Annotated in this window: 11 protein-coding genes; all 11 read right to left on the reverse strand. The window is 39.8% G+C overall.

Annotated elements, in window-relative coordinates; genetic code table 11:
- Positions 1-16: 16 nt before the first annotated feature.
- The 11 genes from ACYVFA_RS19810 to ACYVFA_RS19860 all read right to left on the reverse strand — a co-directional run bounded on the left by ACYVFA_RS19810 (position 17) and on the right by ACYVFA_RS19860 (position 11,593).
- The gene (locus ACYVFA_RS19810) at positions 17-2,971 is read right to left on the reverse strand and encodes a hypothetical protein (RefSeq protein ID WP_460473589.1); all 2,955 of its coding nucleotides are present in this window, start codon (positions 2,969-2,971) and stop codon (positions 17-19) included.
- Positions 2,919-3,191, reverse strand: coding sequence for a hypothetical protein (locus tag ACYVFA_RS19815; RefSeq protein WP_460473590.1), 273 nt, complete (start codon positions 3,189-3,191; stop codon positions 2,919-2,921). The genes ACYVFA_RS19810 and ACYVFA_RS19815 overlap by 53 nt, the downstream gene beginning before the upstream one ends.
- Entirely contained in the window at positions 3,188-3,619 is a 432-nt protein-coding gene (locus ACYVFA_RS19820; RefSeq protein ID WP_460473591.1) for a DUF5675 family protein, read from the reverse strand. Before ACYVFA_RS19820 ends, ACYVFA_RS19815 begins: the two co-directional genes overlap by 4 nt.
- Before the next feature lie 5 nt (positions 3,620-3,624).
- Positions 3,625-4,146, reverse strand: coding sequence for a hypothetical protein (locus ACYVFA_RS19825; RefSeq protein ID WP_460473592.1), 522 nt, complete (start codon positions 4,144-4,146; stop codon positions 3,625-3,627).
- Positions 4,143-5,021 (reverse strand): hypothetical protein, encoded by an 879-nt coding sequence (locus ACYVFA_RS19830; protein WP_460473593.1) that lies wholly within the window; start codon positions 5,019-5,021, stop codon positions 4,143-4,145. Before ACYVFA_RS19830 ends, ACYVFA_RS19825 begins: the two co-directional genes overlap by 4 nt.
- Before the next feature lie 112 nt (positions 5,022-5,133).
- The gene (locus ACYVFA_RS19835) at positions 5,134-6,099 is read right to left on the reverse strand and encodes a DUF6712 family protein (RefSeq protein ID WP_460473594.1); all 966 of its coding nucleotides are present in this window, start codon (positions 6,097-6,099) and stop codon (positions 5,134-5,136) included.
- The gene (locus tag ACYVFA_RS19840) at positions 6,092-6,442 is read right to left on the reverse strand and encodes a hypothetical protein (RefSeq protein ID WP_460473595.1); all 351 of its coding nucleotides are present in this window, start codon (positions 6,440-6,442) and stop codon (positions 6,092-6,094) included. Before ACYVFA_RS19840 ends, ACYVFA_RS19835 begins: the two co-directional genes overlap by 8 nt.
- Before the next feature lie 4 nt (positions 6,443-6,446).
- Positions 6,447-7,856, reverse strand: coding sequence for a hypothetical protein (locus ACYVFA_RS19845; protein WP_460473596.1), 1,410 nt, complete (start codon positions 7,854-7,856; stop codon positions 6,447-6,449).
- Positions 7,857-8,220: 364 nt separating this feature from the next.
- Positions 8,221-8,664, reverse strand: coding sequence for a hypothetical protein (locus ACYVFA_RS19850; protein WP_460473597.1), 444 nt, complete (start codon positions 8,662-8,664; stop codon positions 8,221-8,223).
- A 90-nt stretch (positions 8,665-8,754) separates the two neighbouring features.
- The gene (locus ACYVFA_RS19855; protein WP_460473598.1) at positions 8,755-9,681 is read right to left on the reverse strand and encodes an ArdC family protein; all 927 of its coding nucleotides are present in this window, start codon (positions 9,679-9,681) and stop codon (positions 8,755-8,757) included.
- Between the two features lie 325 nt (positions 9,682-10,006).
- On the reverse strand, positions 10,007-11,593 hold the full coding sequence (locus ACYVFA_RS19860; RefSeq protein ID WP_460473599.1) for a hypothetical protein: 1,587 nt from the start codon (positions 11,591-11,593) through the stop codon (positions 10,007-10,009).
- Positions 11,594-11,616 lie beyond the last annotated feature (23 nt).

Raw genomic sequence — 11,616 nt, forward strand, 5'->3', positions numbered from 1 at the left:
TGTGTGGTATAAAAAATTAAATTCGACCTAAAACGTGATAATGAATTACATAAGCCTGACCTGCAATTAATGCCCGGTTTGTTTTCATTTTTAATTTGAAAGAACCTGTGCCTATTGCAGTTAGATAAAAACTATTAGCTGGTGTCGTTGTTGAAACCATATTGGTAACATCATAACTAGCGTCTGAAGCCTCTACAAAGGTAATATAAGGGGCATTTGCATAGGCTGAATTAAAAGTAACTGTTACTACATCGCCCGCGCTTACAGGGCTAGTTCCTGCCGTAATCGTAATTGCTCCGGCTACATCTGTACCTGAAATCGAAACCGTTGGGCTTGTTCCGGCGCCTGTTCCGGCGCTGATCGTAGGCGCACTGCCTGAGCCTAAAATTTTAGGAGTAGCGGCACTGGTTGAGAAGTTTCCTGTACCTGTCACATCTAGCGCATAGGCGGCCGAACCAGTGCCGATTTTAAGGCCTGTGGCATCAAGCTTCATCCGCTGAACTACAGACATTCCACTCACATAATTCCATAAAAAATTTTGAAACGCGAATGTCTGAAGTGTATTGGCGGATGTAGAAATTTGAGCCATGTTTTGCGCAATCGGATACATAGCAATATCTAATCCATACGAAGATGCTCCACCGATATTGAATCCGGTCGACTTTACTGTGCCATTCACGTCGAGCTTATAACCGGAATCAGGTATATTCGTATTAATACCAACACTGGTACCATTGTCGAAAATCTGGCTATTGCGGATTTGTCTGGTAGCCGAAAATTTGGATAAATAATTAGTAGTACCACGTGTGGCCGAAGTATCAAGTTTTGCATCTAAAGCCGCCTGAAGGCTAGCAACATCAGAAATATTAACCGTGCCTAATGCCCAGGTATCAACACCAGTACGTTTAGGAACGCCTGTTCCTGAAAGGCCAGAAATGGCCGTTAAATCACCATCAGCATTTTGTTTAGCATCTAAAGAAGATTGTAGGCTCGTTACATCGCTAATAATCAAGGGACTTACAGACCAGGTATCTGTTCCTGTGCGCCTAGGAACACCTGTTCCTGAAAGGGCAGAAATTGCTGTTAAATCAGCGTCAATTGCCTGTTTAGCATCTAATGAAGATTGTAGGCTCGTTACATCGCTTATAATTAAAGCTCCTACTGACCACGTATCCGTTCCGGTACGTTTTGCAACACCTGTTCCTGAAAGGGCAGAAATTGCTGTTAAATCAGCGTCAAGGGGCTGTTTGGTATCTACGTAGGTTTTATTTGCGGCATGAGTGCCAGCGCTTGGTGCAGTAGCGATTATGGCATTAGCATCGAATGTAACATTTTGCACAAAGTGCCCGGTGCCATTCACATCAAGTTTAGAGGTAGGAGATGAAACCCCAATACCAACATTACCCGTAGATAAAACTCTTATGAAATAATTCCCTATTGCATCTCTAAAACCTATATGTTCTCCCGAATCAAAATTTATGCTATTTCCCGTTCCGGTTGAAGTGTTGATAATTATTCCCCCATTGCTAGCCGTTATAAAATTATTAGCTGAATTAGCAACAATAAATAAACCTTGAGTAGCATTGTCAGAACGCCAAAACCGCATTGCAGAGCCTCCATTAACTCTTACATCGCCAGCGACATCAAGTCTATAACCAGGACTATTTGTTCCTAACCCTATACGAGTACCGTTATCATATATACTTCCAGCCCTTATTTGTCGGGTTCCGATGAAAACAGGCACATAACTGGTCAAACCTCGTATGCCCGAGGTATCTGCCTTTGTATCGAATGTACTTTGTAAGTTAGTTACATCACTAAAACCTATTGCACCTACGGTCCAGGTATTGGTACCTGTTCGTTTAGCAACTCCTGTACCTGAAAGAGCAGCTAAAGCTGTTAAATCACCATCGCCTGATTGCTTCGTGTCTACATAGGTCTTATTCGTAGCATGATTGCCGGAAGTAGGGGCGGTAGCAATATTAGCATTACTTCCGAAAGTAAAATCGCCTGAAATATTTCCTGTTCCGGCTATATCTAATGTAGAACTTGCTGAACCAGTGCCAATTTTTAGGCCTGTGGCATCCAGCCTCATCCGCTGAAGGTCGCCAGTACTATAAAAGTACAGGTTAGAACCAAAGGCAATATCTAATGATGTGCCGCTGGTATTGATCCTGGGCGAAGTTCCGAAATAATTCTGAAGCTGAACATAGGAACTCAACGAACCACCCCTAATACTGGTTGAATGAGTTGTGCCAGCAATTTCAAGTTTGTTTACAGAACTGGGGACAGCTGTACCTATCCCGACACTCGTACCATTATCATATACCTGGCTTTGAATCTGGGAATAGGGGCCTGAAAATTTTGATAAATAATAATTAGTACCCGAACCATAGAGAATATTAGTGGGTATGCTGATAATATTAGACCAGGAATAAGGCTTGATTTTAATTGTGTGCTTATCGTTTGCCGATTCAATACCAAATTTGTTGGCAGTAGAATCCAGCACAATCGTTTGTATCACACCCTTTTGCTTATTGATACTAACGGGCGGCTTATAGTCCGGGCCTTGTGCCTGAGCAATGCTGGCAAACGCTATCAGGAAAGGCAGAAACCTTGCTAATCTGGATTTGAAAATCATGAAGCCGATTAACAGTAATAAAGCAATAATTGCGCTCAAGGCTACTACCTGCCAGTTATGTTTCACCTCCTTCAGATCGTCAAAATCAGATTGTAAGGCCTGTTTTTTAGTTTCCAGAAAGGTGATTTTTTCATTCAGCCGGGTTTCTCTGGCTGTGGCCGAATCTTTTTCCGTCTGGATAGCTACTGCATTAAATTTGATTTCTCGCTCCAATAACTCGTTAGTGCGTTTGTACAAGGCACAACGCTCCAGATCAGTGCGCTTGACAATGATTTCGTCAGGGGTTTGAGCGAATGTATTGAAGCAAGCTATCAGTAGGCATAGTGCCAAATTTAGCCTGTGCTTTGTCTTTTTCATATTGAATAATGATTGTCTGGTTGTAGCGATAAGTACTGTCTAAACGGCTGATTTGAGTCTTTACGGCTCGGATATCGGTTCTGATCTCCCGTATTACCTGAATTGTTTTACATGAGGTAAGGGAGTAAAAGAAGAAAATCAGCAATAGAATGCCGGCAATGAATCTGCCAAGGCAATTGAGCAAATGTTTCATTCGATTGTGATTTTAATTGGTTCTTTAGCTTCCCAGGCTTTAAGAAGTTTGGCGTGTAGAAGTGTGTAGGCATCCTTACTATTCAGGATTGCTCCGTATGCCGTTCGTTTCATACCAACCGCAATACAGCCCTGTAATTCCTGCACCAGATTGGCAATGTGGATACGAATACCGGAACGATCTACCACGTTCATTAAAAGCGGTACTAAGCCCCCTAATGCCTTATAAGCTTTCATTCCTGAAAAACTGGCTGAAAGTGTCATTTGTATTTCGTAAATCCCATACGGAATAGCGTCGAGCTTTGTGCGATTTGAACCTACTGGCCGCTCTAGGGTATACATCAGGAAAATGTTTTTCCCGTTCACCACTTCATATAATTTGCCGATTGTGCGGGATGGGTGGACTTCTCTTTTCAGCAATAGTTGCATGGTTGTTAATTGTCAAAATCGTTAGATATATCATATTCATCGTCAATACCTGCTACCTGCCATTTGAGCGTGAATTTCATGTCACAGCCTGCCATATTCTCATAACCTCCCTCTACATCATTAAAGCTCCAGGCGCTGTCGAAACGTACTTGCTTGCGCTGGAAGATATGTAACATATCGCGCTCGTCGTGTAGCATTTTGCGCCAGATGCTTTCACAAATTTTGTAGGCATCGATCTGAGCTTGTTTGATGGATTTGTAGTCTTCAGCATTAGGGATAGCTTTTGAAACTTCGAAATGCACTACCAGGTTAGCAAAGTATTGCTCTTTTCCGTTATCAGAAATCCGAACCTGCATTACTTGTTGATAAGGAAGCATACAGAATTGACGGATCTTAAGCTTTTTCATGGCTTCAGTATCTAAATCTTCGAAATAGCCGAATTTCTGTGCCGTATCAGGGTTATGCCTGATACTTTTATGCTTGGTAGCTATTAACTCCAGATAGTTTATTACCTCTTCCTTGCTCATGAATTTCGTTTCAGATTGTCGTAGTATTCCTTTTCAAGTTTCTGTTTTTTGCGGATTTCGTTCCAGGCGAAAAGGATATTGTAAACAGGTTGCTTGTTGACTGCCTCATAGTTCGTCGGTTTTTCATCGGCTATGTAATGCATCCAGACTTGCATATTTTCTACAATATCATCGCTTGTAATTTCATCAAGTGAAGCTTCTTTTGAATCTTCCTTATCGAATACTGCCTCGTATGAGCGCTTCCAGTATTCGCGGATATCGTTGTATTCAAAATACACACCTCGTTTGATAGACTCAGGCACAAAGGCTAATTGCCAATCCTCAATTTTCCTGCGGCTTTTGTACAGGGCCCTGATCAGCTCATCGAATGCACCGGGTTCTTTCAAATTACAGGCAGTGAAGGCTTTTTCTGAATCCCGATAGTTTTCAAATGTCATAGATTCGTAATAATCTGAATGACCTTTGATTGTGAATTTCGGGCTGTATTTGCCTAAAAACCTGAATACCGGAAGCTTGATTACAGGAATCAGCTGCTTAGCCAGGAGTTCCGCTTCTTCGCCTTTCTTTTCGATTAGAAAATCGGTGAAAAGCATAATTACGTTCTCCATGTCGCCGTCTCTGAAAACCTTATACCTTACGGGAAGTATATAAGACAGAAATCGTTTGATACTCAGATGCCAGACAAACCAGGCCCGGGTTTTCAGATTCACCTGAGCTATGGAGAAAAAGACGTACATCCGGAATACGAATGCAGAATGATCCTGATAGTACAGCTGAAGAACTTTCCGGAATTGCTTAGGGCTTAAAGAATTGATGTTAGCCGGGAAGCGGATTAGATACTTGTCTTCAATAATCCACTCATTAAATTCGTCCATAGCGGTTACATAGTTTTAAGAATTTAGTGGTTTGTGTTTCAGGTTAAAAATTCAAACGTTAATAATTAAGCGGTAGCTAAATTCCTACATTTTTTAGGAGTGCAGAAGGACACTAAATAAATCCTCCGGTATAGAAAACCCTCGAATCTTCGTCATTCTGATAGACTTCGCTATTCGCCTCTGCGGGGTGTGGATACTCAGGATAATCGTCCGGATTATCCAGGATAAATTGTAGGCATTGATCCAGAAATGTTTGCCCGATTGTAGCCTTTTGCACAGCTATTCCTGATATCAGACTTTCAGGGGCAGTTTTGTGTTTTTGCGTAAGAAAAGTGCTACTACTGTTATCAAAAACGGCTACTGTATCCTCTAGGCCAATCATTACGGCAATTTCGAAAATGGTATAAGAAAGGGCGAAATTGGCTAGTGCCGGATTAAGGAAACGATTGATCAGGATCTTATACTTTTCCTCGTCCGGATTGGCTATTATAGCCTCATATAAGGCCTCAGTAATGGCCGGAATAATGTTTGTATGAGTAGCTAATCTCATGCCCGGACGCAATGCCAGGAACACAGTTCTACGCTCCCGGATATTCACGTGCTTCTGAAACTCCTGCACCGACTTAATCAGGAATTCTTTATAACTGTCTCCGGCATTTTCATTCCAAACTTCAAAACTTTCTGATTTCTCCAGATAGGATAATAGAAGCTCTAGCTTCGCGTGTCCGGTTTTCAGTTTGTTTTGCTCATACCGGGCAATGTTAGCCAGGGAAGCTTTTCCCTGTCCACTATCAGTATTTGAAAACTCATAAATCCCTTTGCTGCCGATAGTAATAGCGGCATCCTGAGAATAGAGATATAAGCCAAAATTGATAACGGCCTGCTTGAAAAGTTTAACTACCTTCGCATCATCCTCAGAACCATCCAGGATAGTTTCTGTAAACTCTTCAGATAAAAAAGGTATGATAAATTGCTCGGTAGCGCTTTCAAAAAATCCCTCCAGCTCTTCAATCGTCAAGCTATTATTTGAGCGTGAAAACTTTTTTAGTTCTTCCTCTGTGTAGGTTAATTCAGCCATGTTTTATCGCTTTTCTTTGAATTGCATTCATTTTTTGTTTCCAATCGAAGCTTACAGGCCTTTTGAGTCGTATCTCAGTTGGTAATTCTTCTGGATATGATTCCAAAAGTTTTTTTGTGTTTTCCTTTTTTAAAGGGAATGGCTTGTCATCGGCAATAATCAAGGGTATGAAACCCGTCTCTCTTGGCACTGCTCCCAACTCTTGTGGTATTTCACCTAACTCTTTTGTTACAGTATGTAATAACTGGTGAATAAATGGATTATGTTGGCATGCAATAGCGAATTCATCAATAGATTTTGATAAATCAAATAGAGCCTTTAAACCTAAATTTTGATCTGTCATTGTTTTATTTATCTGAAGGTTGGATATTACGTTTTGCTGGGCTAATGGCGGCAGAAGTCTGCATCACTGGTAGATCAAACTCTATCTCTACCTCCTGACTCCATCCGTTGTAATCGCGGATAAACCGGGGTGCTTTGAGTACTAATTCACGTATGTACTGATCAGAAATCAGAGAGATATTATAGCCCTGTTGTTTATCTGAGCCTCCTTTATCGCCTTCTCCTGATAAAGGGCCATATGCGGAAGAATCAAGGCCTATGGCGTGCTGTATGGAACGGTTAGCTGAATTGTAGGCCTCGAGAAAAGTCTGATCGGTTTTAGGCTGCTCCAGAACCTTTACTTCAAAGGCAGCCGAACTATCTTCGATATTACCAACTGATACGTTACGCATCGCTCCGGCCAATTTCGTCTTTACATCAACCAATAGCATTTTTCCGACTTTTTCTATGCCAGTAATGTTTTTGTTGATGCCTTCTATTTCTGCTTTACGCTTTGCTGCCTTTTCATCTGGTTTTAACTTATTCCAGTTTTCTGAGCCGAAACGGTGTTCCCAATACCAGTCTTTGATATTTACCACATAATTAATGATGGCAGCATTTTGCATCAGGTGTTTCACAAACTTTGCCCAGCTTGTTGAAATATCGATGTGATCATACAAATCAGTACTTAACCAGTCAGGATCCGGATAGTAACCTTCGTCAGCTGCATGAACAAGCGGATAGATGAAATTGAAGCCTTTAGCTTGTTTCATTCGCTCAAATGCAAAATAATCATCTTCTACAACCGGAATTTTTTTGACTTCCGGGCTGTCCACATTTCTGATTTTTGCCCAATCCGGATTTACAAAACAATTCTCTACAATACCCTCAGTGTTCTGGAGAGAAAGGCGGCACTGTGTAGCTTTTTGAGCCTTAAGCATCAGGATCTGAGACTTATCAACCGATGTTACAAATTCAGGGAATGCGATGTAGAACCTCAATAAATCGCGTATTACCTGCATAGTGTAGGTATGCCCGTAGCTATTTCGTTTCAGGAATTCCTGAAATTCAGGTACGCGTTTTTTAACCAGTACTTCTTTCCCATCGCCGTCAATTTCCCATACTTTCGTAACAAGTCCACCCGCGTACACCTGGTTGAATCGTTTTTTAAAACCTGTTTTAAGTACAAAGGATTGCTTGATTAGCTCTTTTGTGTCCTGCGGCCAAAGGTTATTATCACCCCATTTCGCGAACTGGGTAGCCATCAAAGGTTTTTCCTGGACACCAGTCGGCTTTACCTTATCGGCTTCCTTTACGTTGAAAGCTTTATTTAAATGCTTAGCTGCCGAATCACTCAGGGCGAAGATCATTCCTGAATTTAACGAGTAAGCGAATTCAGCGTGTTCGCTTATTAATATCTCATTTTTTTTACTCACGACGTGTGGATTTTGAAATTGTCAGTGAGCGAAATTATCGTAGTAATTATAATAACAGAAGGACAAAAAAGAAGCAATATAGATTTGATTTAAGTTAGTTTAATTGTATATTTGTGATAATGATTCAAGGCCGTAAGGTTTTGAATTTTATAGATATTAATATCGGAAAACGATGGGAAAGCTTTTCTATCGTTTTTTTTTATGCCGAATCTGTAAAGTTCATTAACAAGAAACTATCCTTTGAAAAGGCCATAGTGGGGGGGTGGGTTTTTCTTTGCTACTTTCTTTTGGGGAAAAGAAAGTAGTCCGGGCATAAAAATACCCCTACAACCTAATGCAGGGGTAAAACCTAAAACAGCCTTATTTAAAAGCTACCAATTGCAAAATCTGCAATTTTCTTACTTTCTTCTTTCATCTTATTCTTAATCAGAATTAATAAATGATTGCTCAACTCTTCACATAAAAACTTGTTAGAGGTTTCAAATTTATTCCTCTCGCTGTCAGTAATCACAATTGAATAAGTAGTGTAACTGGTGTTTTCTGCTCCAAATTTAAAATTTTCCAAGTTCATTAAAGTGCCTTCTAAACCTTGGTATCCTTTTTGCAATTTGTGCAATTCTTCAATTTTTTTGAGTTTACTTTTTAAAAGTTCCTCATTACGTAGGGCTTCTAAAGCCTCTGGGCCGAATGTTGCCCCCTGTGGTTCGGGGGTCTGCAATGCTTCGGGGGTTGGTTTTGTTTCACCATTTAGAGGTACAACTTTTGTAGATTGGCCGTTTCTGCCTGTGCCGTTTAATTGATTTTTCATGATTTTTTTGAATTTTATAGATATTAAAAAATAGATAAGTTGCTGATTATCAGCTATTAAAAATACAAAAATTAACTGGATTTACAAAATTTACTCGTCACTTTTTTGGATATTTTTTGAGTAGATTGGCTCTTGCCCGATTAAAAAATTAAATGCTTTTTGTGCTTCGGTGGCCGCTTCAAATATCAGTTTAACATCTTCTTTCAAGGCTTTTAACCATCCTTTTACGTATGCCTCTTGGTTTTCGTCCAGTACTGGCGTATTAATACCAAAGAAATTGCATAAAAACGAACTGCCTATTTCAGCTACTAATTCCTCTTTAGAGTAATTTTTATCTCCAAACTTTTCAACCTCCATCAAAGTAGGGCGTTTCAATCTCGATGTGTGCCCAGTACCATGCACTAATTCATGAAAAAGGGTTGCATAGTAATCTTCTGATGATAAAAATTGCTGAATTTTAGGCATAGTTATTAAATCTTTTGCCTTATTATAAGAAGCGGTATCAGATAATTTTACTTTCAAATTAGGCTTATTATTCAAAGAATTTAGAAAAAACTCGCATTCCTGAATGCTTTCGTTTTTCTCCCAAATCTTTGCAGGTTGTTTTATATCAATACCTTTTACGTATTGCATATTGAAAACACAAAAGTATTTCCAATAAAAAACCCTTTTAACGTCATTTTGATCGATTACGCTTAAGTTTTTAATGTTAGAAAATTCAATTGGCTGGCCGTTCAAATAATACAGTACTTTAGAAAAATATACCTTATCAGCTTTAGAACCGCTCTTTACCCTACCCCCTGCTTTTTCTATTTGTTCAAAGGTGGCAAAGTACGGGGTTTCATATTCCGTGCCTAACATGATTAGAGAATTAATGCCGCTGTAAGTGTGGCCGCTAAAGTAGTTTTTAGGAAGTTCAACAAAGCCCCAATTTTGACGCCAAGGTACAATGTTTTTTTCCAACGAGGCAGTAAAACGCGCGGTTACTTCCTCGAAAATCTGCTGATTTCGATTCATTTTGTAAGAATTTGAATTTTATAGATATTGTTATTTTTGTGTGATAACTGCTTGATTATCACACCATTAAATTACGAAAAATCCTCCATACTACCAAATATTAATCAGAAATATTTACACTTTTTTTGAAAATTAATTATCTCTAAATCAGCACATTAGCACATTTTTTTTACAAATGTGCGTTGTGATGGGTTAGAGTTGATGACGTGGCACGCCCTAACCTCTGTATGCAATTGCATAGAAAAACCTGCTGATATGTGAGGGGCACAAAAAAAATAGACACGGATGGGTGTCTATTTTTGGCATATAAGGCGGCAAACAGCTACTAGGAAACGATTGCCTGCATATATTCGGTTTCTATGTTATCCTCACTAAATTGCAGGTCTATGAGAAGCACCCCTTTGAGCAATGTGTCCCCTGCTTCAGTAATGTGTGTGGCATGGATAGGTTTGATCTTTGAATTAATATGCTCACTTCCCTTATCCTTTTCTAACTTACGTCTACCGTTCTCTAATATACGGGTCTTAGTCTTGGTACGGCTACAAGCGTATGCCCACTCACTACAATTGTCTAGATTGTAGCCAAACCTTATACCTAATTCACCCCTCAATAACTCACCCCAACGCTCAAATATCCACTTATGCGATACCTGTTTTTCGATGAAAAACATATTAACCTTAAACCCAAAGGCCTGTAATTCTTCTAATGTCTTATATGCATAACTTTCATCAACCGTTTTATCAGCATCTGTAAAGGTAGCTGTAGCATCATAGTAGAAATCAATCTCTATCTTACCTTTCAATGGGCCAAAATATCTAGCAAACTTCTGTATCAGGTGCTTACGTTTCAAAGGCTTCTCAACATACAGACTTTTCTTGAAATTAAACTCCATCTTCTTCATATCCAGCTGACTTATGTTCAATGAAGTAATAGCACTATTCCAGTCGAAGCCTAATTTAAGGTTAAGCTTAGGGTCTATATCAGCATCCCATCTACAATCCTGCTCCCCATCGAGTACGGCTAGGTTAGATATAAAGCTGGTCTTAGGGGCTGTATAGCCATGCACCTGCTCACTCAAATCAAAGTAGAAGTTCTCCTTAGTCTTGCCCTGGCGCTCATTGAGTACTGAGCGGGAGAACTCAGCTGTATCGAATAACTTCATATAGTTATCAATCGTATCGAACCCCAGCACGTGTATATTATCTAAGGTAGATGCCTTAATCACAGCGGTGGTAAGGTTAGATAATTTACACAAATGTTCCTGATAAAAGGCTACTTTCTTCTCTATCTCGTATCGATACGAGGGAGAAAGATCTTCTTTCAACTTAACTCTATATTGTTGCCAAAAGTGGTGACATTCAATAATATCCTGAATAATTTCCTCATCCATATTCTCCTCATAATCGAAAAGCCAGTCGCCGTCCTCGTGGGTTGGCATATCGGTCATCATCAACAAAGATTTGTGATAGGGATTTTTAGAAAAAGAATGGTGTGTGCCCGATAGACAAAGCAAAAGGTTATTTACTATTTCCTGGCTCATAAATCGGGTTTCGTCTAATATCCCGGCATCAACGGCATCACCGTTGTTAATCACATTGAAGTTTAACGAAAAGAAGTTGCACTCACTACCATTGGCTAGGAATAGGGTGTTTTTATAATCTGTGGATGGTCTGTAAGCACGTTCAAAGCCTTGCGGTGGCTTCTCTCTAAAAACGAAGTGTACCCCCTCTGTGAGCTTAAAACGGTTCTGTAAGTTATTCAGGATTTCAGGAAGCGTATTTCGGTATAAGTTGGTATAAGAAGGATTGCCCCAAAACATACGGCTCTTAGGCATTTCTTTCATAAAGGTAACCTGCTTTGTTACACCAACACCCGATGTTTTACCTGTTCTACGGCCAAATAGGCACAACATAATTTTTGCTATAATAACGTTTG

The sequence above is a fragment of the Emticicia fontis genome, assembly GCF_054779675.1.

What these genes read in the sequence shown, in the direction of transcription:
- ACYVFA_RS19815 (WP_460473590.1), bottom strand. Translation starts at nt 3,191, where the DNA reads ATGAAACATTTGCTCAATTGCCTTGGCAGATTCATTGCCGGCATTCTA.
- ACYVFA_RS19820 (WP_460473591.1), bottom strand. Translation starts at nt 3,619, where the DNA reads ATGCAACTATTGCTGAAAAGAGAAGTCCACCCATCCCGCACAATCGGC.
- ACYVFA_RS19825 (WP_460473592.1), bottom strand. Translation starts at nt 4,146, where the DNA reads ATGAGCAAGGAAGAGGTAATAAACTATCTGGAGTTAATAGCTACCAAG.
- ACYVFA_RS19830 (WP_460473593.1), bottom strand. Translation starts at nt 5,021, where the DNA reads ATGGACGAATTTAATGAGTGGATTATTGAAGACAAGTATCTAATCCGC.
- ACYVFA_RS19835 (WP_460473594.1), bottom strand. Translation starts at nt 6,099, where the DNA reads ATGGCTGAATTAACCTACACAGAGGAAGAACTAAAAAAGTTTTCACGC.
- ACYVFA_RS19840 (WP_460473595.1), bottom strand. Translation starts at nt 6,442, where the DNA reads ATGACAGATCAAAATTTAGGTTTAAAGGCTCTATTTGATTTATCAAAA.
- ACYVFA_RS19850 (WP_460473597.1), bottom strand. Translation starts at nt 8,664, where the DNA reads ATGAAAAATCAATTAAACGGCACAGGCAGAAACGGCCAATCTACAAAA.
- ACYVFA_RS19855 (WP_460473598.1), bottom strand. Translation starts at nt 9,681, where the DNA reads ATGAATCGAAATCAGCAGATTTTCGAGGAAGTAACCGCGCGTTTTACT.
- ACYVFA_RS19860 (WP_460473599.1), bottom strand. Translation starts at nt 11,593, where the DNA reads ATGTTGTGCCTATTTGGCCGTAGAACAGGTAAAACATCGGGTGTTGGT.